The sequence below is a fragment of the Aliarcobacter vitoriensis genome, from assembly GCF_048320235.1.
Taxonomy (GTDB): Bacteria; Campylobacterota; Campylobacteria; order Campylobacterales; family Arcobacteraceae; genus Aliarcobacter; species Aliarcobacter vitoriensis.
This window is the reverse complement of the sequence record NZ_CP182882.1, coordinates 383,045-404,448: the sequence shown is the minus strand read 5'-3', so window position 1 is coordinate 404,448 and position 21,404 is coordinate 383,045. Positions and strand designations below refer to the sequence as shown.

The window sequence follows — 21,404 nt, the reverse complement described above, 5'->3', positions numbered from 1 at the left end:
TAAATAATGGCAAGATATAGAGGACCAGTAGAAAAAATCGAAAGAAGACTTGAAGCAGATCTTGGTTTAAAAGGTGAGAGAAGACTTTCAGGTAAAAGTGCTTTAGAAAAAAGACCATTTGCTCCAGGACAACACGGACAAAGAAGAGCTAAAGTTTCTGAGTATGGATTACAATTAAGAGAGAAACAAAAAGTTAAATTTATGTATGGTGTTTCTGAAAAACAATTTAGTAACTACTTCAAAGAAGCGGTTAGAAGAGAAGGAAACACAGGAGCTATTCTTATTTCATTAATTGAACAAAGATTAGATAATGTTGTATATAGAATGGGATTTGCTACAACAAGAGCATTTGCTAGACAAATTACAACTCATGGACATGTTTTAGTTGATGGTAAAAAAGTTGATATTCCTTCTTACCTAGTTAAAGCTGGACAAAAAATTGAAATTAAAGAAAAATCAAAATCTAATCCTCAAGTAGTTAGAGCATTAGAATTAACAAATCAAACAGGAATGGTTGATTGGGTTAATGTAGATAAAGATAAAGTATTTGGGATTTTCACAAGAATACCTTCAAGAGAAGAGATTGTTATTCCTGTTGAAGAGAGATTAATAGTAGAGTTATATTCTAAATAAAAAATAAAAAAGGTAGCCAATGAAAAAGTTTGCAGAAACTCCGTTTTTACCAACTGAAGTTGAAATTGAGGCTATTAGTGCTAATGAAGCTAAGATAATAGCTTATCCATTTGAAGATGGATTTGCTATCACTTTAGCTCATCCGTTGAGAAGACTACTTTTAAGCTCTTCAGTTGGTTATGCACCAATTGCTGTGAAAATTGAAGGTGTTACTCATGAGTTTGATTCTTTAAGAGGAATGCTTGAAGATGTTGCAATGTTTGTTATAAATCTTAAAAATATGAGATTTAAAATAAATAGTGATAAAAATCAAGTTACAGTTGAGTACTCATTTAATGGACCTAGAGATATTAAAGGTGAAGATTTAGTAAATTCTGAGGTTGATATTGTTTCAACAGATGAACATTTAGCAACTATAAATAGTGATTGTAATTTAACATTTACAGTTATTATCCAAAAAGGTATTGGATATATGCCATCTGAAGATATTAGAGATATTGTTGGACCAGATTATATTCCAATTGATGCGTTCTTTACACCAGTTAAGAAAGTAGTTTACAATATTGAAAAGATGTTAGTTGAAGATAATCCTAACTTTGAAAAAGCTGTATTTAATATTATAACAAATGGGCAGATTTCTCCAATTGTTGCATTTAGAGAAGCAGTTTCTGTTATGTATTCACAAATGTCAGTATTTAATAAAGTTTTTGATTTATCAGAATTGGCTATGAGTGATTCAAACGAAGATACAGTTGAATTAAAAGATTTAGTTTTAAGAATAGATGAGCTTAATTTAACTGCTAGAAGCTTTAATGCTTTAGATAGAAATGGACTTAAATACTTAGGTGAGTTAGTACTTATGAGTGAAGTTGAAGTAAGAAATATTAAAAATCTTGGTACAAAATCTTATAATGAAATAGCTGAAAAGCTTGAATCATTAGGATATCCAGTAGAAAATACACTTCCAGAGAATGTTGCGTCTTCTTTAAGAAGAAAATTAGAGCAACTAAAAGCATAAAATAAGGGTTTAATATGAGACATAAGCACGGATATAGAAAGTTAAATAGAACTTCTGCTCATAGAAAAGCATTGTTAAAGAATTTAGCAATTGCTATTATTGAAAGAGAGAAAATCGAAACAACTGTTCCAAAAGCAAAAGAATTAAAAAGATATATTGAAAAATTAGTAACTACTGCAAGAAATGCAGATTTAAATACACACAGATATGTATTTGCTGAGTTACAATCAAAAGAAGCTACTAAAAAATTAATTAATGAAATTGCACCAAAATACGTAGGTAGAAATGGTGGATATACTTCTATAATTAAAACTAGAATTAGAAAAGGTGATGCTACTGCTATGGCATTTATCTCTTTTATATAATATATAAAAATATATTTCTTTTAAGGGATAGGTTTTCTATCCCTTTTTTTATTCCTAAATTTTCAAATTATCACAAAAATTTTTATTTACCTTTTTTTTATACATTATTTGATATAATCAGCCGTTTACTACACCTAAAAACCATAGGAGAACCAATATATGACATTGAAAGAAGCACTAAGTTTACAAAGTGATGAAATAGAAAAATTAAGAGAAGATTTAGCTTCAAAAATCAAAAATAGTAATATAGGTGCTTATGTTGAGCAATTAGAGAATAAAGATATTAATAAAAGTGGTTCAGGTATTCCAATAGCAATTAAAAATAATATAAATGTTAAAGATTGGGAGCTAACGTGTTCAAGTAATATTTTAAAAAATTACATTGCTCCATATAATGCTACAGTGATTGAAAAATTAAAAAATGCTGGATTAAGTCCATTTGGATTTACAAATATGGATGAATTTGCAATGGGAAGTTCAACAGAAAGTTCTTGTCATGGAAAAACTTTAAATCCTATTGATAACTCAAGAATCCCAGGAGGAAGTAGTGGAGGAAGTGCTGCTGCTGTTGCTGGTGGATTGGCTATTGCTGCATTAGGTACTGATACTGGTGGAAGTATTAGACAACCAGCTGCTTATTGTGGTTGTGTTGGTATGAAGCCAACTTATGGAAGAGTTTCAAGATATGGAATAGTTGCATACTCTTCATCTTTAGATCAATGTGGTCCAATAACTCAAAATGTTGAGGATGCAGCAATCTTATATGATATTATTGCTGGATATGATGAAAAAGATTCTACAAGTGCAAATATATCTTATGAAAAAGTTACTTCAAAATTAGATTCAAATAAAAAATTTACAATAGCTGTAATTGATAATTTTGTTGAACAAGCAAGTGATGATATAAAAGATGCTTTTAATAAAACAGTTAAACTTTTAGAAGAGCAAGGGCATAGAATTATTCACACAAATATGATAGATACAAATAAAATTATTTCAACATATTATATTATTGCAAGTGCAGAAGCTAGTGCAAATTTAGCTAGATTTGATGGAGTTCGATTTGGAACTAGAAAAGGTGATACTGGACTAAAAGATATGTATGTAGAAACAAAATCACAAGGTTTTGGATATGAAGTACAAAAAAGAATTATGGTTGGTTCATTTGTATTAAGTTCAGGGTATTATGATGCTTATTATATAAAAGCACAAAAGATTAGAAGTCTTATAAAATCTGAGTTTGATAAGATATTTGAAAATGCAGATTTGATTTTATCTCCTGTTGCTCCAACAACTGCTCCAAAATTTGGAGCTTATAGTTCAGCTTTAGATATGTATTTAACTGATTTATATACAATAGCTATAAATCTTGCTGGATTACCAGCTATTAGTTTACCTGTTGCAAAAGATAAAGAAAATTTACCAATAGGATTACAATTAATAGCTAATAGTTTTGAAGAACAAACTTTATTTGATGGTGCTTTATCTATGGAAAAAGCTGTAAATTATACTAAATAAATAAAATAGGATTTTAAAATGAGAATAAGAAAAAGAGCTTTGACTTTTGAAGATGTATTGTTAGTTCCTGCTAAATCAGAAGTTTTACCAAAAGAAGTTTGTACAAAAACACAACTTACTAAAAAAATAGAATTAAATGTTCCTTTTGTAAGTGCTGCTATGGATACAGTAACAGAGTATCAAGCAGCTATTGCTATGGCAAGACTTGGTGGAATTGGAATAATTCATAAAAATATGGATATTGATTCACAAGTTTTACAATGCCAAAAAGTGAAAAAATCTGAATCAGGTATGATAATAGATCCAATTACAATAAAACCAAATCAAACACTTCAAGATGCAGAAGATATTATGGCAACATATAAAATTTCTGGTGTTCCTGTTGTTGATGATAATGGAATTTTAGTTGGTATTTTAACAAATAGAGATATGCGATTTACTAAAGATTACAGATTCAAAGCAAGTGAAAAAATGACTAAAATGCCTCTAGTTACTGCAAAAGAGGGTACAACTTTAGATGAAGCTGCTGAAATTATGCACCAAAATAAAATAGAGAAGTTACCAATTGTAAATGATGAGAATAAACTAATTGGACTTATTACAATCAAAGATATAAATAAAAAAAGAGAATATCCAAATGCTTGTAAAGATGAGTTTGGAAGATTAAGAGTAGGTGCTGCAATTGGTGTTAATCAATTAGATAGAGCTAGAGCTTTAGTTGCAGTTGGAGTTGATGTTTTAGTTTTAGATTCAGCACATGGGCACTCAAAAGGTATTCTAGATACAGTTAAAACAATAAAAGCTGAAATGGATGTTCAATTAATAGCTGGAAATGTAGCAACTGCTGAAGCAACAAGAGATTTAATTGCCTCTGGAGCTGATGGAGTTAAAGTAGGAATTGGACCAGGAAGTATTTGTACAACGAGAATTGTTGCTGGTGTTGGAGTTCCTCAAATGAGTGCTATTGATGAGTGTGCTATTGAAGGGGCTAAAACTGGAACGCCAATAATTGCTGATGGTGGTATAAAATACTCTGGTGATGTAGCAAAAGCTTTAGCAGTAGGTGCGAGTTGTGTTATGATGGGAAGTGCATTGGCTGGAACAGATGAAAGTCCAGGTGAAGTTGTACTTTTCCAAGGAAGAAAATTTAAAACTTATAGAGGAATGGGAAGTATTGGAGCGATGACAAAAGGAAGTACGGATAGATATTTCCAAGAAGGAACAGCTGCTGATAAACTTGTACCTGAAGGAATAGAAGGAAGAGTCGCTTATAGAGGAAGTATTTCTGATATTATTCACCAATTTGTTGGTGGATTAAGAAGTTCTATGGGATATTTAGGAAGTAAAGATATTAAAACTTTCCAAGAAAATGCGGAATTTGTAGAAATAACTAGTGCAGGATTAAGAGAGTCTCATGTTCATGATGTAACAATCACAAATGAAGCTCCAAACTATCACGTATAAGATTTTTAAGTAAAACAAGTTTTGTTTTACTTAAAATTAGGTTTTAATTACCTTGAAAATACTAAACCTAAACCAATATTTGTAACTTCTCTATCGTAATCCATTAAACTTTGACCATATCCATGAAATACTTGGAAAATACCAAAAGTATTCTTTGAAGCAATAAATTCTGGCAAAGGAAAGCTCCAATTAAATTCAACCGCACCTTTGTTTGAACTATCAAATCTTAAATTATCTCTTAAAAGCAATTCAAAAGTATGTTTTTTATGGGCATATAGAATATTTAAATCACCATAACCATAATATTTATAAAAGTCTTTGTTATCATCATTTTTTGAATTTTCTGGGATTCTATACCAAACTCTTGGTGTTATAAAAATATTCCCAAACTGTAAAATATTTTGAAGATATATTCTATTTAATGAACGAGATTCATCTCCACTTTTGCCATTTGAAGAGTGCATAATTGAAAGTTTAGATAACTTTAAATATTTGTTATTAATTGGAACTTGAACAAAAAATTCTGGTTCATAATTTGATTCTCTAAATGGAGCTGAATCTTCTGCTGTTTGCCAAAAAGATTTTTGAGTATAGGCTAAACTAAAAATTTCTCCAAATCCAAAGAAATTATGTGAAATAGGTTTTTCTAAACTTATTTGAAAAGAAGTTTCAAATTTATCTCTTCCATTAATATCGTTAAAAGTATAAGTTGCTGGTAAAAAATAATTCTTTTTATATGGATAAATTCCAAAATCTTTTGTAACTAATTGTTCTAAATTATCATTTGTTTCTTTGTCTTCTGTTTTATCTATATTTTCTACAAAAATCTCTTTTTTGAAATTTTCTAAATTATTAGTTTCTAAGATATTTTTTTCCAAAACTTTTTGACTATTTTCTTTTGCAATTTGCTTATAGATTAGCATAGCACCTTTATAATCTTTTGCTTCCTCAAGCTCTTGAGCTTTTTCAAGAAGTTCCACATTATTTGCATAACAAATAGTAAAAATTAATGTAAATAGCATTTTTTTCATATTATTTCTTTAAGTTTTTCTAGATTTTACTTAAATTTTGGTTTATACTTTATAAAAGAGATTAAATGATATAATCACCAAAATTTAGAAAAAAAAGGTTATAAATGCTTGTTGCTCCATCAATTTTATCTGCTGATTTTGTTAATTTAGCAAGAGATATAAAAGCTATTTGTGATGCTGGATGTGATTTAGTTCATATTGATGTTATGGATGGGCATTATGTACCAAATTTGACTATTGGACCAGTCGTTGTAGAACCAGTCTCAAAGGTTGCTACAAAACCACTTGATATTCATTTGATGGTTGAAAATAACAATTTTTTTGTAGATTTATTTGCTCCATTAAAACCAAAATATCTATCTTTTCATATTGAAAGTGAAAAACATCCACATAGACTTATACAAAAAATTAGAAGTTTAGGTATATGTCCAGCTATAACTCTAAATCCACATACAAGAGTTGAGGATATAGAGTATTTATTAGAAGATTTAGATATGGTTTTATTGATGTCTGTTAATCCAGGTTTTGGTGGACAAAAGTTTATTCCAACTGTTCTTGAAAAAGCAAAAAAATTAAAAGAGCTTATAAATAAAAGAAATCCAGCCTGTTTAATTGAAGTTGATGGTGGAGTGAGTGATAAAAATATTTATGAACTTAAAAATGCTGGAGTTGATGTAGTTGTTGCTGGAAGTTACGTTTTTGGAAGTGATGATTATACAAAAGCAATAAAGAGTCTTCAAATATGAGAGTAAAGATTTGTGGAATTACAAATGTAACTGATTCTATTGATGCTGTAAAGGCTGGTGCAAGTGCTTTAGGATTTGTTTTTTACAAGCCATCTCCTAGGTATGTAACACCAGAAAATGCACTATATATTGTTGAAAAATTACCACCATTTATACAAACTGTTGGTCTTTTTGTAAATGAAAGTGTAGATTTTATAAATGAAGTTTGTGAAAAATCAAAAATGCACTTAGCACAAATTATAGATGATGAAAATATTTTAGATTGTACAAAATTAAAAGTAAAATATATAAAAGTTTTAAGAGTAAAAAATAAAGATGATTTACAAAATTTAGATGAAAATTACTATTTGATTGATGCCTTTGTAGATGGTTTTGGTGGTAAAGGAAAGCGACTTTGTTTAGATTTATTTAAAGATATTAATTGTTCTAAGTTTATTTTAGCTGGTGGACTAAGTAGTGATAATCTAAAAGAGTTAGATGGGTTTGGTTTTTTTGGAGTTGATGTAAGTAGTTCTGTTGAAAAAGAAAAAGGCAAAAAAGATATACAAAAAATGATAAAATTTGTAAAAGCAGCTTATGAAATCTTATAAAAGAAAATATATACTTAAACCAACAAAAATTACGTTTTTGGATATTATAAGGAGACTTAAAAAAGAGCCTATACCATACGAAGATTTTTTATTACTTTTAGAAGAATCTAGTGATAAATTTTATGAAAATAGTGAATTAGAGTTTGAACTTTTACTTATAAATGGTTTTCCACTTGATATAAAAAATGATTTTGTATTTTTAAAAACTACACAAACTTCTATAAATGAACAAACATTTTGTTTTGTAGATATAGAAACAAATGGTGGGACTCCCAAAAAAGGTTTTCAAATAATTGAACTTGGAGCTGTCAAATACAAAAATGGAGAAATTATAGATAAATTTGATTCTTTAGTTTTTGCAAAAGATATACCACCTTATATTCAAGAAGTTACAAAAATTACTCTTGCTATGCTTGAAACAGCTCCTACAATAGAAAAAGTTTTAAAAGATTTTAAAGAGTTTTTAGGTGATGATGTTTTTGTTGCTCATGATATAAAATTCGACTATACTTTTATATCTGATAGTTTTGAAAAATATAATTTAGGAAAACTTTTAAATAGAAAGATTTGTACTATTGATTTGTCAAAAAGAACTATACAATCTGATAAATATGGACTTAGTACTTTAAAAGAACTTTTGAATATAGATGTAGAAAATCACCATAGGGCTTATTTTGATGCACTCACAACAAAAATTATTTTTGAGAAATGTTTACAGAGTTTAGACCTTAAGAACATAGAAAATGTAGAAGATTTAATAACTTTTTCTAAAAGTGATAATATTATTAGAAAAGTAAATAAATAGAGCCTTTAAGCTCTATTATCTATCTCTTTTGCATACTTATAACCTAAATCATAAGCCTTATTGTTCATATCATGAAGTTTTGCAGGAATCTTAGAAAGCATAGTCTGTCTTAATACTTCTTTTGGAATAGTTTCTCCAGTAAAGTAGTTTGCTATTGCTAAAGCTAATATAGATTGTGTGATTACATTTCCAACCTCTTCTTTTGCAACAGTTATGATAGGAATTTCTATAATATTCCATCTTTTTTTATCTTCTTCATTTGGTCTAACTAGGTTTGGTTCTATTACAATTGTTGCACCATCTTTTACACCATTTTTAAATAAATCAAAAGAAATTTGTGCAACAGAGAGCATAAAATCTATCTCTCCATCATTTGCATAAGGATATATTATTTCTTCATCTTGAAGTGTTATATCAACAACTGTTGGACCACCTCTTACTTGCGAAGTATAAGTTGCAGTTTTTAGTCCAAATCCACCATTATTTATTTTAGCAGCAGCAAAAATCTCTCCTGCAAGTAAAACTCCTTGTCCTCCAACTCCTGTAAATCTCATTAAAGTTCTGTTATTTGCCATAATACATTATCCTTATAGTTTTACCATAGTTTTTGTTCTTTGTGCTTCTTTAACTTTTTCATAAGCTTCACAATATTCCAATGCAGTTTCATCTTGTTTTAAGACTCCTGTTGGAAATTTTCCTATTTTTTGCTCATCATCAAGCATTTCAAATTTTGTTTTAGCAATTGAAATAGAGTCAATCCACTCTAAATTAGCCATAGCACTTGCCATTTTATTTTTTCTACCTAGATTAACATGGCAATTTGAGAAAACTTCAACAAATGAAAAACCTTTATGTTCCATAGCTTTTACTAAAGACTTTTCTAGTTTTTTTGGATCAATCATAGTTTCTCTAGCAATAAAACTAGCTCCTGCTGCTTCAACTAATTTACAAGCATCAAAAGTTGGGTCTATATTTCCTTTATCCATAGTTACAGTCCACATACCTTTTGGAGTTGTTGGGCTTGTTTGAGAATTTGTTAGACCATAAATAAAGTTATTGATTACTAAATATGTTAAATCTATATTTCTTCTACTTGCATGAATCGTATGATTTCCACCAATAGCTAAACCATCTCCATCTCCACCAACCACAATTACTTTTTTATTTGGGTTTGCTAGTTTTATTCCAGTTGCATAAGCTAAAGTTCTTCCATGTGTTGTATGAACAGTATTACAGTTTATATATGAACTAAATCTTCCAGAACAACCAATTCCAGAAACAACACAAACATCATCCATATTCCAACCAAGTTTATCTATAGCTCTAATTAAAGATTTTAAAATAACTCCATCACCACAGCCCCAACACCATAAAGTTGGCATTTTATCAGTTCTTAAATATTCATCATAATTAAACGCCATATTACATTCCTTTTACTTTTTCAATAATTTCTAGCGGAGAAAGTGGTCTTCCATTTGCTTTTAAAAGTGTATCAAACTCTCTTCTTCCAGAAACTCTTTGTATTTCTTGAGTATATTGTCCCATATTAAGTTCAGTTACTAAAACTTTATCAAATTTATTTACAAGTTCATCTAGCCTTTTTGCTGGGCTTGGCCAAATTGTTTTTGGTCTGAACATACCAATTTTTATTCCTTCACGTCTTAGTCTATTTATAGCCTCTTTTACAGCTAATGAAACAGAGCCATAAGCAATAATCATAATCTCAGCATCATCTAATAGATATTCTTCATTTAACTCTAATTCATCAAGATGAGCATCTACTTTTGTAAATAGTCTGTTCATCAAAGCAGCACAAACATCAGCATCTTCCGTTGGGTGCCCTGTTGGTCCATGGTGAAGTCCTGTAAAATGGTATCTGTACCCTTCAAACATAGGATTTAAAACAGCTGGTTCATCAGCCCCTACACCGTAAGGTTTGTAGTCTTTCTTATCACCATCAAATCTTTTTCTAAAAACTATATTTTTTTGTATTTCTTCTAAATCAGGAATTGTAGCTTTACCAGCCATATGTCCTATAGTTTCATCAAGTAATACAAATACAGGTTGCATAAATCTATCTGCAAGATTAAAAGCTCTTGCAATTTCAGTGTAACATTCTGATAAATTACCAGGTACTAAAGTGATAGATTTTACATCTCCATGAGTTGGATTTTTTGCTTGTAAAATATCACCTTGGGCAACCCTAGTAGGAAGACCTGTTGATGGTCCTCCTCTCATAACGTTTACAACTACTAAAGGAACTTCAGCTATATAACCAAGACCTAAGTTTTCAGATTTTAAAGAAATTCCAGGTCCTGATGATGCAGTCATAGCTCTTTTACCTGACATTGATGCACCTAATGCTGTACAAATACCAGATATTTCATCTTCCATTTGTATAGATACTCCACCATTTGCTGGTAAAGCTGATGATAGTTCGTGCATTATTTCACTTGATGGAGTTATAGGATATCCACCAAAAAACTCACATTTCGAGTCAACAGCCGCTAATGCTGCTAACTCATTTCCTGTTGATATTAGCTCTCTTGCCATTATTAAACCTTTTTATCTTCATCTAAAATTTTATAATTGTTACTTATGATTTTTTCTTGTCTTTCTTTTGCTTCAGAAGATAATTTTGCAAATTTAAACTCTTTTTTATCTGATACAAAGATTGCAAAATCTGGACAAGATAATTCACAATCATTACAACCTATACATGCTTCTGGATGTACAACTGTTGCCATAGAACCCAATGTTGAATGAATATCTTGTCGCATTCCTAAAACTCCAGCAGGGCATACTGATACACATCTATCACAAGCCTTACATCTACTTTCATCTACCCAAACAGGGATATTTAAAGGAGCTTCAATATTTGACATAATTTTCCTTAATTGAAATATAATTAAATTTTATAAAATATATAATTTAGCGTGTATAATACTATAACTTTCCTTATTTTACTAAAAGAGATTATTTGAATATTTTAGATATAATCTAAAGATTTTAAAAAAGGACGCTTTTTGGTTTTATATCAACCTAGAAATGGATACTGTTATAACAGCGATACACATTTTTTGTTTAATTTTATTTGTAAATGTTTAGAAAAATATAAAAATATTAATGGTGATATTTTAGATATTGGAAGTGGAAGTGGTATTTTAGGGCTTTTACTTGCTAATAATTATAAAAAATTGATTCTAAATCAGTGTGAAATACAAAAAAGCTTTCAGTTTTTCTCACAAAAAAATGCAAAAACAAATAAAATTTATGCAAATTTGTATAAAGGATCTTTTTTAGATTTAGAATTTGATAAAAAATTCGATTTTTGTGTTTCAAATCCGCCATTTTATCATCAAAATGTAATAAAAAGTGAAAATGAGTCTTTAAAAATTGCAAGATACAATAGTTCAATGCCATTAAGAAATTTTATATATAGAAGTTCTAATATTTTAAAAAATGATGGAAAATTGTTTTTTTGTTATGATAGTAAACAATTAAATGAGATTATTTTATTTTTAAATGAGTTTAATTTTAATATAGAAGCTTTACAATTTGTGTATCCAAAAGCTAAAAAAGAGGCTAGTTTAGTACTAGTTTATGCAAAAAAGAATTCTAAATCTTTATTGAAAATTTTAAAGCCATTAATAGTTTTTGATGAAAATTCAAATTTTACAAAAGAAGTTGAAGATATTTATAAACATATAAGAACACATAGTATAAAGGTTGATTTTGAGTAATTTAATAAAAAAAGATGGATATGATTTTGCTTTTAAACCTTCTGTTTGTGGTGTTTGTCAAGGAAATTGCTGTATAGGAGAAAGCGGATATATTTGGATAAATAAAATTGAAATTGAAAATTTATCAAATTATTTAAAAATGGATGTTGAAGAATTAAAAGAGAAATACCTTTTTAAAGAAGGGTATAAATATAGTATAAAAGAGGTAAAATTAGGCAAAAATAGTTTTGCTTGTTGTTTTTTTGATTTAAGTAAACGACAATGCTCGATTTATGAATATCGCCCAGTGCAGTGTAGGACTTTCCCTTTTTGGGACTATTTTAAAAATAATATTGAAGAGGTATACAAAGAGTGCCCAGCTATAAGAGATATTTAGTATCTTTTTTTATAATAAGTTTTTTTGCATCTTGTAGTTTAAAAGAGCAAACTATTACTGAAGAGAAAAAAGTAAAAGAGTTTACACAAGTTGAATCAAAACCCTTTGATTTTGAAGATTATTATGTTATGTATGCTTTAGAAATGGAAAATATCAGAATGTATGAAACAGCAAGAGATATATATCTTAAGCTTTTTGAAAATACAAATAAATATGAGTATTTAGCACAATACACCACTATTGCGACTCAATTTCAAGATTATGAAGCTGTAAAAGAACAGATAGAAAAATATTTACTTCCAAATATAAAAGAAGAAGAATTATTAATACGACTTTATGGTTTTGCACTACTTAGACTTGAAGATTATGATAAAGCTTTAGAAGAGGCTTTAAAATTAACAAATCTTTATAAAAGTAGTATAAATTACGAACTTTTAGGAGCTATTTATGCTTCAAAAGGAGAATTTAATAATTCTTATAGTGCTTTACAAGAGGCTTTAAAATATGAAGCATCTGTTACTGTTATGCAAACAATAACAAGTTTGGAATTTTTTAATTTAAATAAAAAAGAAGAGGCTATAAAGAACTTGAAGTATTATCTTCCAAAAAGTGAATATAACTTAAATATAGCTTTGCAGTTGTTGGCTTTTTATGATAGTTTAGGACAAAAAGATAATATAAAAAATCTTTTAAAAGATATGTTTTTATATTATAAAAATAGTGAAGATGCTTTACAATTAAATAAAACTGTTGGATTTATGTTTCAAAATTTTGAGGTGAATGAATTAATATTATTTTTAGAACAAAATAATATTGAAGATGATTTACTTTTAGAACTTTATAAAAGAACAAATCAAATACAAAAAGCTTATGAGTTATTAGATAAGCTGTATAAAAGTAGTTCAAATATTGATTATTTAGGACAACAAGCAATAATTGAGTTTGAGTTAGCGGAAGATAAAAAAAATTCACTTAATAGTGTAATTAAAAAGTTTGATACAACTTTAGAAACTTCAACTAACCCGATATATCAAAATTATTTAGCATATTTGTTGATTGATTATGATATTGATATAAATAAGGGGTTAATTTTAGTGAAGAAAGCCTTGGAACAAGATCCAACAAATATTGCTTTTATAGATACTTTAGCATGGGGTGAATATAAAATTAAAAATTGTAAAGAATCTTTTAAAAATATGAAACAAATAGTTGATGAAATAGGTTTGGAAGATGAAGAGATAAAATTTCATTGGGAAAAAATAAAGGAGTGTAAGAAGTGATTTTAGAAAAAATTATAAATAAAACAATAGAAGATTTGAATTTAAGAAAACAAACTATAAGTTTAGAAGAACTTGAATTAAAAATAAAAGAAGGTTCATATAAAACAAAAGATGTTAAGGGTTTTTTAAAGTCTTCAAAAGATGAACCTATAAGGATAATTGCTGAAGTAAAAAAAGCAAGTCCAAGTAAAGGTATCATAAAAGAAAATTTTGACCCAATTTCAATTGCAAAAGAATATAATGATAATGGAGCAAATGCTATTTCAGTATTGACTGAGCCACACTTTTTTTTAGGTGATTTAAATTATTTAAAAGAGATTAAGAAATTTACGAATATCCCTTTACTTAGAAAAGATTTTATAGTTGATAAATATCAAATCGCTGAAGCTTTGGTTTATGGAGCAGATTTTGTGCTACTTATAGCAAAAGCTTTAAATCAAGATGAATTAAACTCTTTATATAGCTATGCAAGAAGTTTGGATTTAGAAGTTTTAGTTGAAATTCATGACTTAGAAGATTTAGAGAAATCTTTAAAATGTGGTGCAGATATTATAGGAATAAATCATAGAAATCTTAAAACTTTTGAGATGGATATGACTCTTTGTGATAAATTAATCCCACTTATCCCAAAAGACAAAATTATTGTTGCAGAGTCTGGTGTAAGTGATATTGAAGTTATAAAAAGACTTCATGGTATCGGGGCAGATTCTTTTTTAATTGGAGAACATTTTATGAGAGTTCCTTCTATAAAAAATGAACTTTTAAAGTTTAAAAACTCTTGGAAATAAATAAGTATCCTAGAATTTAAAGTCTTCTAAATACTTTTTAATTCTAGGAATATAATCTTTTCTACAAACTAAGAAAGTAGGGATATTTAATACATTTTTGGGAATCTTTTTAATATTTAAATCATTTTTATAATTTAGTTTTTCTATTATACTAAGTGGTAAAATACTTTTACCCATACCAGCTTTTACACAGCCTAAAATTGTTTCATAATTTCCAAATTCTAAATGTTTATATTCTTGACTTAAAAATTCTTTTAAGTAGTTTTTCCCAAAATCATTATATGCACAACCATTTTTAAACGATAAAAACACATTAGGGCATTTTTTATCCTTTGGTTCAACTAAAACTATATTTTCCTCAATTTTATTTATAATAATTATCTCATCATTTTGTGGTTTACCACTTATAAATGCAATATCAACCTTATATTCTAAAAGATTTTTTATAGTATCTTTTGTTGTATTTGTTATGAGTTCTAAACTCATATTTGGAAAATCTTTATTTAATTGAAGTAAAAAAGGTATTAATCTTGTACTTGCATTTGATTCTGTTGAACCAATAATTAAATGTTTTTGATTGTGAATATTTTGCATCTCAAAGTTTGCAAGTTCAATTTTTTTTACAATTTCTACTGCATAAGAGTATAATTTCTCACCTTCTTTCGTCAAGATTACACCTTTTGGAACTCTGTGAAATAAAGAACTTCCTATTACTTTCTCTAATTGTTTTATTCTTGAAGTTACATTTGATTGTGCAAAACCTAGATTTATAGCAGCTTTAGATATACTTTTTTCATTTGTAACTTCTACAAAAATTTTTAATAAATTTGAGTCCATATCACTTTTCCTTATATTATAAATCGTAATTTTATATTTGACATAGTATCATTTTTAATGATATTATAATTAAAATTAAAAAGGAGATTAAATGCCTATAATCAGTGTAAAAATGACAAAAGAAGATGGTGGAGCAACATTAGAACAAAAAGAGGAGTTGGCAAAAAGTATAAGTGAAGCTTTTAGTAAAATATTCAATCGTCCATCTTCAAATGCTATTGTTTTAATAGAAGAACATAGTACAGACAATTATTATATTGGTGGAAAATCTGTTACAAAAATAAGAGAAGAACAAAAAATAAAATGATAATTTTGGATTTTGAGACGAATACACATAATATTGGTGATATTTTTGAAATTGCAGCAGTAAAAATAGATACAAAATTTAATATATTAGATAAATTTCATAGATATTATCTTTCTAGGTATCCATTAAATATACATTCTTATGCCGTTCATAGATTAACTCCAGAGCTTATTTTAGATTATAGAAAAGATAAAAGTTATAGTTCATATTTTACTCAAGATTTGGATTTTGAAGAATTTTGTAAAAATAGTGAAGTGTTAATAGCTCATAATATAGACTTTGAATTGAGGCATATAGATAAAAGAGTGAATTTCAAAAAACATATTTGTACTATGAAAGAAAATAAAAATATAATAAAAGTATATGATAAAATAGGACGGCTAAAAAATCCAAAATTAGATGAAGTTTGTAATTATTATGGTATCGAATTTGATTCTTCAAAATACCATAGTGCAACTTATGATGTTACAAAAACTTATGAGATTTTAAAAAAGATGAATCTTTTTTAAATCTCAACTCCATTATCTAATAAAATTTTATTTCTACCACTTTGTTTCGCTCTATAAAGCAAATTATCAGCTTTTTGTACTGTATTTTCATAAGTTGGATATTTATTTCTTACAGCAACTCCAGCTGAGAATGTAAGTTTTATTTTTTTATCTTGGTATATAAAACTATTTTCTGTAACAATAGTTTTTATTCTTTTTAAGAACATTAAAAGTTCTCTATCAAGATTAAAATGTACAACAGCAATAAATTCTTCTCCACCATAACGACCTACTAAGTCATGATCTCTTATACTTTTATCTAAGATTTTTCCAAAAGTTGAAAGAACTACATCTCCACATTCATGACCATAAGTATCATTTACTTTTTTAAAAAAATCAATGTCAAAAAATACTACCGCATATTGAGTTTTTAATCTATTATATGAACTTTCTATTTTTATTATCTCTTCGTTAAAAGATTTTCTTGTAAGAACTTGAGTTAAAAAATCTTTTCTATTTTCAGCTTTAGTTCTATTTAATTCATTTTCTAAACTACTTATTTTTTCTTCAAGTTCTTCTATTTTAGACTTTCCACTTTCGAGTTTATTTGTTACATTATTCATCTCTTGTTCTATAGATGTAGCAGCTGAGACAAGTTCTTTTTTTAATTGTTCTAAAACTTCAATACCACCATTTTTAATATTCATTGATACTATTTTTTCTTTTATATTTAAAACATTTTTAGAACCAGTTCCACTACTAAAAATAGCTTCATTAAAATACTCTTCCATAAGTAAAACAAGTTTTGATATATCTTCTGTTTTTTGAATAACTAGTTTTTTATCTTTTTCAAATCTTTGAATAATAAGTTTTTCTATTTTTATTTGTATATTTTTTTCAAAAATAAGTTTTGGATTCTTTTTTATTTCATCAAATAAAATATCTATGCTATTATCATTGTCTTGACTGATTGATGGAGTAATTGATTGTTTTAAAATATCTACTATAACATCTATATTATGCGGGTGAATTCTTTTTAAAAGAAGTTGAATAAGTTTTTCTAAAGAGTCAATATTATTTGTAATAGCTTCATTGTATTCTATTTCATTTAATTGACTTAAAAAGTTTTTCATATTTTACCTTAAAAAATAATAATTTATTTCAATCTCAGATTATATACTAATCTAAGCTTGAAATTATATCTAAAATAATAAAAATATAAATTTAATTAAATTTTATTCTCTGAATTTATATCTATTGACGCATTATTAGCTTCTTCTAAATCTTTTTCTATTTTAGAATTTTCTTTTTCATTAAGGTTATTTATAGATGATTTTTTAACAGAACTATTTCCTTCAAAAAGACCTTTTGCTTCTATCACAAATTCTTCTGAAACAACAGATCCTATTACTTTTCCATCAGGTTTTATATCAACTCTTGAAGCATTTATTGAACCTTCGGCTAAGCCTTGTACTACAACTCTTAAAGCTGTTATTTCGCCTTTTATTTTACCTTCTTTACCTATATTTATCTCTTGTTCAGAGATAATGTTTCCTTCAAAATAGCCATCTATATATAAATTACAAGCTAATTTTATATCACCTTTTATTTGGGTTCCTGCAGTGATAATTGTAGTTGAGGAGTCGGATCTTGTATTTTGATATGATTGATTGCTGTTACTAAAGATTCCCATGATATTTCTGTTTCCTTTTCAAATATTTCTGTATAATTTGTTATATCCCATTTTACAAATGTAAGTGGGTTTAATGATTTTGATAAAAAACGTACCTCATAGTGTAAATGAGGTCCACTACTCATTCCTGTATTGCCTGAGTATGCTATTAAATCACCTTTTTTAACAAAAGTTCCTGATTCTACTACAGTTTTATTTAAATGAGCATAATAAGACTTAAAACCATAAATATGCTGAAGTGTTATTAAATTTCCATTATATTTATCAAATGTAGCATTTTCTACTATCCCATCTGCTGTAGCATAAACAGGAGTTCCAATAGGTGCTCTTAAATCAATTCCTAAATGTAAAGCTTTTTTATTTAAAATTGGGTGATGTCTATATCCAAAATAGCTAGAAATTTCTATTTTTTCCATAGGAGAACCACTAGGAATTAATTGTAAGAGAGTTGTTCTTTGTTCTGAATCAAGTCTTGCTATATCAACTCTTTGTTTTAAAGGGAGTTCATTTTCTGTTGATAAACCAATAATTGACTCTATCTTAGTAAGATAATCTGTTGCTTCACTAATTTCTTCTTTTTTCTCGTGAAGCTCCATTTGAGTCTGATTTATAAGAGTATTAAGTTCTTCATTTATTCTTTGAAATTCAACTAACTCAAGTTCTATTGAAAGTCTATCTTTATCCACTTGAACCAATATTATATTCACAAAAATAAAAGAGCAAATCAAGAGTACAGAACTGATGAGAATAGTATATAGAGTATAAAAAAAAGGTTTTCTTTTTATCTTTAATTGTTTTATACCATTGTCATCATTTATTGTAAATGTTATATACTTATTTGCATATTTATCCACTGGTTTCCCCTTTAAAACTTTAGATAAATAGCATTAAGCTAAAAGTTTTTTAACCATCTCATTTATTCTTTTTCCATCAGCAACACCAGCAAATTTTTTTGAAGCTGCACCCATAACTTTACCCATATCTTTTATATTTGTTGCTCCAACTTCACTGATAATCTCTTTCATTCCAATTTCAAGTTCAGTATCACTTAGTTGTTTTGGTAAGTATTGTATAAAAACATCAACTTGTTCTTGCTCTTTTTGAACTAAATCATCTCTTGAAGCTGCACTATATTGAGCTATTGCTTCTTCTCTTTGTTTAATTCCCTTTTGAATAAGTTTTATAACTTCACTATCGTCTAAAACTCTTCTTTCATCAACTTCAATTTGCTTTATCATTGTGTTAATTGCACGAATTGAATCTCTTTTCACAACTTCTTTATCTCTCATTGCTTGTTTTAAATCTTCACTTAATTTTTCTTTTAAACTCATATTTTTTTCCTTTTTTAAAGATTTGATTATATTATTTTTTAGTTAAAACTTTCTATTATCTCTTCAATTTCTAAAAATCTATCTACTTTTTGTTCATAAATTTCTTTAGTTTTTTCAAGCTCAGTCGATAGAGTAATGATTCCTTTTTGTTCATAACATTTTGGATTGGCTAAGCAATCATTTAATTCTTTTATTATTTTTTCCAAATCTTCTATTTCTTTTGGTAGATTATCATATTCTCTTTGGTCTTTATATGATAATTTTGTTTGTTTTTTTGTTTCAGTTACAGTTTTTATACTATTCTTTTCTTTTGCGATTTCAACCTCTAAAGAATCAAGTTCCTTTAACTCTTTTTCAATTTCTAAATATTCACTATATGGTTGAAAGCTTTCCATAATATGTCCATTTCCAGTAAATACAAAAAGTTTTTTTGCAATTTTATCTACAAAATATCTATCATGAGAAACAAATATCAAAGCACCTTGAAAGTTTTGCAAATACTCTTCTAAAATATTTATTGTAGGAATATCTAAATCATTTGTAGGTTCATCTAAAATCATACAATCAACTCTTTTAGTAAAAAGAAGTGCCAAAGCAACACGATTTTTTTCTCCACCACTTAAAACTCCAACTTTCTTATCTAAATATTCTTTTGGAAATAAAAAGTTTTTTAAGTAGCCAAAAACATGCATATTCCTTCCATCATCAAGAATTACTCTATCTCCACCATTTGGGCAAAAAATCTCCATAATAGTTTTATTATCATCAAGCATCTCCCTTTGTTGGTCAAAATAACCTATTTGAAAATCACCTTTTTTGAAGCTTCCTTTATCGACTTTTAGTTTTTCCATAAATATTTTAAGAAGTGTTGATTTTCCAGTACCATTTGGACCAACTATTGCAATAGTATCCTTTTGTAAGATTCTAGTTGTAAAATCTTTGATTAACTCTTTTTCACCCAAAGTTTTATAAACATTGTCTAGTTCGTAAAGCATTTTTTTTCTATTTTGTTGTTTTTCTTCACTATTAAAACTTTTTTGCTCTCTTTGAAGTTCCAAACTCATTTTTCTTATTGCTGCTGGATTTGATTTTGCTTTTTGTTTTAAATCAAAATATTCTGCTTTTCTTCTTTCATTCCTTTTTCTTCTTGCAGTTACTCCGTGCTGCATCCAGTGAGCTTCTTGTTTTACCATTCGCAAAAGATTTTCATGCTCTTTTTGCATATTTGATAAAATTTGTGCTTTTTGCTCCAAATATGAAGAGTATCCACCATTAAAACGTCTTAGTTCTCCACTATCAACTTCTACTACACTTGTTGCAATATTGTCTATAAAATATCTATCGTGAGAGATGAAAAGTAAAGTGAAGTTGTTTTTTAATAAAAGTTGTTCTAAAAACTCAACCATATAAACATCAAGGTGGTTTGTAGGTTCATCAAGAAGTAAAACATCAGGTTTTTTTAGTATCAATCCAGCCAAGCTAACTCGACGCTGTTCTCCACCACTTAGCATATTTACATCTTTAAACTCATACTGTTTTAGTTGAAATTCAACTAAAACTCGTTCTATCATATTATCTAAATCCCAAGCATTGTGAAACTCTAAGAATGATGCTAAATCACTTTGTTTTCTCAAAAGGTCTTCATTCTCATACTCTGTAATCAACTTATTTGTGATATTTTCATACTCATTTTTTGCACTTTTAAGCTCAACAAGTTGATTTTCAATTGCATCTCTTACAGATAAATTTGAAGCAAATTTTGGTTGTTGGTCAAGCATCTCTATTTTTATAGATTTATCAATAGCCATTTCTCCACTATCTGGTTCAACGGTTTTCATAATAATCTTAAAAAGTGTTGATTTTCCTTGTCCATTTTGTCCAATAACTGCAACTCTTTGCCCACTATTTAAAGTAAAATTTGCATCTTTTAAAATAACTTTTATATCATATTGTTTTGAAATATTTTGAAGGTCGATTAGTGCCATATTATAATTGTTTTCCTATATATTTAAAGAGATTATAGTATCTAAAAATATGTTAATAAGTGATTATGGTTGACTTTTAATCGTTCTTTTTAAAAAATTCATTTATATCTATGTTTAGAATATTTGATATTAAAAATAGATGTTCAAGATTAAAATGTTCTTTATTTTTATAATTCTCACAATTTGAATAAAAAGATGTACTTTTTTGACCAATCATTATTGCTAATTCTAATTGGCTTAAACCTTTTTCTTTCCTAATTCTTTTTACATTATTACCAATTAGAATATAAAAATCATCTAATTTACTTTTGTCAATATCTGGAAAAATACTTTTCATAATTACCTCAATAAAATTTGAATACTATTTGTTTAAGTATCTTTTATCAATTAGTAATATATAATTCAT

The 21,404-nt window shown here is 27.5% G+C and carries 26 protein-coding genes; 14 read left to right on the top strand and 12 right to left on the bottom strand.

Features of this window, described 5'->3' with window-relative positions; all coding sequences use genetic code 11:
- The first annotated feature begins 6 nt into the window (after positions 1-6).
- The 5 genes from rpsD (at position 7) to guaB (ending at position 4,998) form a co-directional block, all read left to right on the top strand.
- Positions 7-633, top strand: a complete 627-nt coding sequence (gene rpsD / locus ACNSOS_RS02035; protein WP_113893874.1) for a 30S ribosomal protein S4 — start codon at positions 7-9, stop codon at positions 631-633.
- Between the two features lie 19 nt (positions 634-652).
- Entirely contained in the window at positions 653-1,651 is a 999-nt protein-coding gene (locus tag ACNSOS_RS02030; RefSeq protein ID WP_418185762.1) for a DNA-directed RNA polymerase subunit alpha, read from the top strand.
- A gap of 14 nt (positions 1,652-1,665) precedes the next feature.
- On the top strand, positions 1,666-2,016 hold the full coding sequence (rplQ, locus tag ACNSOS_RS02025) for a 50S ribosomal protein L17 (RefSeq protein ID WP_113893872.1): 351 nt from the start codon (positions 1,666-1,668) through the stop codon (positions 2,014-2,016).
- A gap of 159 nt (positions 2,017-2,175) precedes the next feature.
- The gene (gene gatA / locus ACNSOS_RS02020) at positions 2,176-3,534 is read left to right on the top strand and encodes an Asp-tRNA(Asn)/Glu-tRNA(Gln) amidotransferase subunit GatA (protein WP_418185761.1); all 1,359 of its coding nucleotides are present in this window, start codon (positions 2,176-2,178) and stop codon (positions 3,532-3,534) included.
- A gap of 18 nt (positions 3,535-3,552) precedes the next feature.
- Positions 3,553-4,998 carry an IMP dehydrogenase gene (gene guaB, locus ACNSOS_RS02015; RefSeq protein ID WP_418185760.1) on the top strand — a complete coding sequence of 482 codons (1,446 nt, stop codon included), beginning with the start codon at positions 3,553-3,555 and terminating at the stop codon, positions 4,996-4,998.
- 47 nt (positions 4,999-5,045) lie between these two features.
- Here the strand turns inward: guaB and ACNSOS_RS02010 are convergent, their stop codons facing one another.
- Complete coding sequence (locus ACNSOS_RS02010) at positions 5,046-6,029, bottom strand: phospholipase A (protein ID WP_418185759.1); 984 nt, start codon at positions 6,027-6,029, stop codon at positions 5,046-5,048.
- Positions 6,030-6,133: 104 nt separating this feature from the next.
- Between ACNSOS_RS02010 and rpe the strand changes: the two genes are divergently transcribed.
- The 3 genes from rpe to ACNSOS_RS01995 are packed head-to-tail and all read left to right on the top strand — an operon-like array spanning position 6,134 to position 8,170.
- Positions 6,134-6,775, top strand: a complete 642-nt coding sequence (gene rpe / locus ACNSOS_RS02005) for a ribulose-phosphate 3-epimerase (RefSeq protein WP_418185758.1) — start codon at positions 6,134-6,136, stop codon at positions 6,773-6,775.
- A complete protein-coding gene (locus ACNSOS_RS02000) occupies positions 6,772-7,365 on the top strand; it encodes a phosphoribosylanthranilate isomerase (RefSeq protein ID WP_418185757.1) in 594 nt (197 codons plus the stop codon). The genes rpe and ACNSOS_RS02000 overlap by 4 nt, the downstream gene beginning before the upstream one ends.
- The gene (locus ACNSOS_RS01995; RefSeq protein ID WP_418185756.1) at positions 7,352-8,170 is read left to right on the top strand and encodes a 3'-5' exonuclease; all 819 of its coding nucleotides are present in this window, start codon (positions 7,352-7,354) and stop codon (positions 8,168-8,170) included. The genes ACNSOS_RS02000 and ACNSOS_RS01995 overlap by 14 nt, the downstream gene beginning before the upstream one ends.
- Before the next feature lie 5 nt (positions 8,171-8,175).
- Here the strand turns inward: ACNSOS_RS01995 and ACNSOS_RS01990 are convergent, their stop codons facing one another.
- From ACNSOS_RS01990 to ACNSOS_RS01975, 4 genes are read right to left on the bottom strand one after another with little or no spacing between them, the layout of a single operon-like run.
- On the bottom strand, positions 8,176-8,745 hold the full coding sequence (locus tag ACNSOS_RS01990) for a 2-oxoacid:acceptor oxidoreductase family protein (RefSeq protein WP_113893865.1): 570 nt from the start codon (positions 8,743-8,745) through the stop codon (positions 8,176-8,178).
- Between the two features lie 12 nt (positions 8,746-8,757).
- On the bottom strand, positions 8,758-9,591 hold the full coding sequence (locus tag ACNSOS_RS01985; protein WP_113893864.1) for a 2-oxoglutarate ferredoxin oxidoreductase subunit beta: 834 nt from the start codon (positions 9,589-9,591) through the stop codon (positions 8,758-8,760).
- A 1-nt stretch (position 9,592) separates the two neighbouring features.
- Complete coding sequence (locus tag ACNSOS_RS01980) at positions 9,593-10,723, bottom strand: 2-oxoglutarate synthase subunit alpha (RefSeq protein WP_113893863.1); 1,131 nt, start codon at positions 10,721-10,723, stop codon at positions 9,593-9,595.
- A gap of 2 nt (positions 10,724-10,725) precedes the next feature.
- A complete protein-coding gene (locus ACNSOS_RS01975; RefSeq protein WP_113893862.1) occupies positions 10,726-11,055 on the bottom strand; it encodes a 4Fe-4S binding protein in 330 nt (109 codons plus the stop codon).
- Positions 11,056-11,196: 141 nt separating this feature from the next.
- On the opposite strand from ACNSOS_RS01975, the gene ACNSOS_RS01970 reads away from it, so the two are divergent.
- Genes ACNSOS_RS01970 through trpC form a run of 4 tightly spaced genes read left to right on the top strand, consistent with a single transcriptional unit; the run spans position 11,197 to position 14,357 of the window.
- A complete protein-coding gene (locus ACNSOS_RS01970; RefSeq protein WP_418185755.1) occupies positions 11,197-11,913 on the top strand; it encodes a tRNA1(Val) (adenine(37)-N6)-methyltransferase in 717 nt (238 codons plus the stop codon).
- Positions 11,906-12,289, top strand: a complete 384-nt coding sequence (locus ACNSOS_RS01965) for a YkgJ family cysteine cluster protein (RefSeq protein WP_418185754.1) — start codon at positions 11,906-11,908, stop codon at positions 12,287-12,289. Before ACNSOS_RS01970 ends, ACNSOS_RS01965 begins: the two co-directional genes overlap by 8 nt.
- Positions 12,265-13,569, top strand: a complete 1,305-nt coding sequence (locus ACNSOS_RS01960) for a hypothetical protein (RefSeq protein WP_418185753.1) — start codon at positions 12,265-12,267, stop codon at positions 13,567-13,569. Before ACNSOS_RS01965 ends, ACNSOS_RS01960 begins: the two co-directional genes overlap by 25 nt.
- Positions 13,566-14,357, top strand: coding sequence for an indole-3-glycerol phosphate synthase TrpC (gene trpC, locus ACNSOS_RS01955; protein WP_418185752.1), 792 nt, complete (start codon positions 13,566-13,568; stop codon positions 14,355-14,357). Before ACNSOS_RS01960 ends, trpC begins: the two co-directional genes overlap by 4 nt.
- A gap of 9 nt (positions 14,358-14,366) precedes the next feature.
- Here the strand turns inward: trpC and ACNSOS_RS01950 are convergent, their stop codons facing one another.
- A complete protein-coding gene (locus ACNSOS_RS01950; RefSeq protein ID WP_418185751.1) occupies positions 14,367-15,194 on the bottom strand; it encodes a LysR family transcriptional regulator in 828 nt (275 codons plus the stop codon).
- Positions 15,195-15,285: 91 nt separating this feature from the next.
- Between ACNSOS_RS01950 and ACNSOS_RS01945 the strand changes: the two genes are divergently transcribed.
- Both ACNSOS_RS01945 and ACNSOS_RS01940 read left to right on the top strand, forming a co-directional pair.
- Complete coding sequence (locus tag ACNSOS_RS01945) at positions 15,286-15,501, top strand: tautomerase family protein (RefSeq protein WP_418185750.1); 216 nt, start codon at positions 15,286-15,288, stop codon at positions 15,499-15,501.
- Complete coding sequence (locus ACNSOS_RS01940; RefSeq protein WP_418185749.1) at positions 15,498-16,010, top strand: exonuclease domain-containing protein; 513 nt, start codon at positions 15,498-15,500, stop codon at positions 16,008-16,010. The genes ACNSOS_RS01945 and ACNSOS_RS01940 overlap by 4 nt, the downstream gene beginning before the upstream one ends.
- On the opposite strand, the gene ACNSOS_RS01935 is transcribed toward ACNSOS_RS01940, so the two are convergent.
- From ACNSOS_RS01935 to ACNSOS_RS01910, 6 genes are all read right to left on the bottom strand, one after another.
- Positions 16,007-17,122 carry a diguanylate cyclase gene (locus ACNSOS_RS01935; protein WP_418185748.1) on the bottom strand — a complete coding sequence of 372 codons (1,116 nt, stop codon included), beginning with the start codon at positions 17,120-17,122 and terminating at the stop codon, positions 16,007-16,009. The two genes, ACNSOS_RS01940 and ACNSOS_RS01935, sit on opposite strands and share 4 nt — an antisense overlap.
- A gap of 95 nt (positions 17,123-17,217) precedes the next feature.
- Positions 17,218-17,682: a bactofilin family protein gene (locus tag ACNSOS_RS01930; RefSeq protein ID WP_418185747.1), complete on the bottom strand. Its 465-nt coding sequence runs from the start codon at positions 17,680-17,682 to the stop codon at positions 17,218-17,220.
- Positions 17,595-18,536, bottom strand: coding sequence for a M23 family metallopeptidase (locus ACNSOS_RS01925; protein ID WP_418185746.1), 942 nt, complete (start codon positions 18,534-18,536; stop codon positions 17,595-17,597). The genes ACNSOS_RS01930 and ACNSOS_RS01925 overlap by 88 nt, the downstream gene beginning before the upstream one ends.
- A gap of 33 nt (positions 18,537-18,569) precedes the next feature.
- Positions 18,570-19,013: a GatB/YqeY domain-containing protein gene (locus ACNSOS_RS01920; protein ID WP_418185745.1), complete on the bottom strand. Its 444-nt coding sequence runs from the start codon at positions 19,011-19,013 to the stop codon at positions 18,570-18,572.
- A gap of 38 nt (positions 19,014-19,051) precedes the next feature.
- Positions 19,052-20,998 carry a ribosomal protection-like ABC-F family protein gene (abc-f, locus tag ACNSOS_RS01915; protein ID WP_418185744.1) on the bottom strand — a complete coding sequence of 649 codons (1,947 nt, stop codon included), beginning with the start codon at positions 20,996-20,998 and terminating at the stop codon, positions 19,052-19,054.
- Between the two features lie 76 nt (positions 20,999-21,074).
- Positions 21,075-21,335, bottom strand: coding sequence for a helix-turn-helix domain-containing protein (locus ACNSOS_RS01910; protein ID WP_418185743.1), 261 nt, complete (start codon positions 21,333-21,335; stop codon positions 21,075-21,077).
- Positions 21,336-21,404: the final 69 nt, after the last annotated feature.

Excerpts from the sequence above, each read along its gene's own strand:
- rpsD (WP_113893874.1), top strand. The coding sequence starts at position 7 with ATGGCAAGATATAGAGGACCAGTAGAAAAAATCGAAAGAAGACTTGAA.
- ACNSOS_RS02030 (WP_418185762.1), top strand. The coding sequence starts at position 653 with ATGAAAAAGTTTGCAGAAACTCCGTTTTTACCAACTGAAGTTGAAATT.
- rplQ (WP_113893872.1), top strand. The coding sequence starts at position 1,666 with ATGAGACATAAGCACGGATATAGAAAGTTAAATAGAACTTCTGCTCAT.
- gatA (WP_418185761.1), top strand. The coding sequence starts at position 2,176 with ATGACATTGAAAGAAGCACTAAGTTTACAAAGTGATGAAATAGAAAAA.
- guaB (WP_418185760.1), top strand. The coding sequence starts at position 3,553 with ATGAGAATAAGAAAAAGAGCTTTGACTTTTGAAGATGTATTGTTAGTT.
- ACNSOS_RS02010 (WP_418185759.1), bottom strand. The coding sequence starts at position 6,029 with ATGAAAAAAATGCTATTTACATTAATTTTTACTATTTGTTATGCAAAT.
- rpe (WP_418185758.1), top strand. The coding sequence starts at position 6,134 with ATGCTTGTTGCTCCATCAATTTTATCTGCTGATTTTGTTAATTTAGCA.
- ACNSOS_RS02000 (WP_418185757.1), top strand. The coding sequence starts at position 6,772 with ATGAGAGTAAAGATTTGTGGAATTACAAATGTAACTGATTCTATTGAT.
- ACNSOS_RS01995 (WP_418185756.1), top strand. The coding sequence starts at position 7,352 with ATGAAATCTTATAAAAGAAAATATATACTTAAACCAACAAAAATTACG.
- ACNSOS_RS01990 (WP_113893865.1), bottom strand. The coding sequence starts at position 8,745 with ATGGCAAATAACAGAACTTTAATGAGATTTACAGGAGTTGGAGGACAA.
- ACNSOS_RS01985 (WP_113893864.1), bottom strand. The coding sequence starts at position 9,591 with ATGGCGTTTAATTATGATGAATATTTAAGAACTGATAAAATGCCAACT.
- ACNSOS_RS01980 (WP_113893863.1), bottom strand. The coding sequence starts at position 10,723 with ATGGCAAGAGAGCTAATATCAACAGGAAATGAGTTAGCAGCATTAGCG.
- ACNSOS_RS01975 (WP_113893862.1), bottom strand. The coding sequence starts at position 11,055 with ATGTCAAATATTGAAGCTCCTTTAAATATCCCTGTTTGGGTAGATGAA.
- ACNSOS_RS01950 (WP_418185751.1), bottom strand. The coding sequence starts at position 15,194 with ATGGACTCAAATTTATTAAAAATTTTTGTAGAAGTTACAAATGAAAAA.
- ACNSOS_RS01945 (WP_418185750.1), top strand. The coding sequence starts at position 15,286 with ATGCCTATAATCAGTGTAAAAATGACAAAAGAAGATGGTGGAGCAACA.
- ACNSOS_RS01940 (WP_418185749.1), top strand. The coding sequence starts at position 15,498 with ATGATAATTTTGGATTTTGAGACGAATACACATAATATTGGTGATATT.
- ACNSOS_RS01935 (WP_418185748.1), bottom strand. The coding sequence starts at position 17,122 with ATGAAAAACTTTTTAAGTCAATTAAATGAAATAGAATACAATGAAGCT.
- ACNSOS_RS01930 (WP_418185747.1), bottom strand. The coding sequence starts at position 17,682 with ATGGGAATCTTTAGTAACAGCAATCAATCATATCAAAATACAAGATCC.
- ACNSOS_RS01920 (WP_418185745.1), bottom strand. The coding sequence starts at position 19,013 with ATGAGTTTAAAAGAAAAATTAAGTGAAGATTTAAAACAAGCAATGAGA.
- abc-f (WP_418185744.1), bottom strand. The coding sequence starts at position 20,998 with ATGGCACTAATCGACCTTCAAAATATTTCAAAACAATATGATATAAAA.
- ACNSOS_RS01910 (WP_418185743.1), bottom strand. The coding sequence starts at position 21,335 with ATGAAAAGTATTTTTCCAGATATTGACAAAAGTAAATTAGATGATTTT.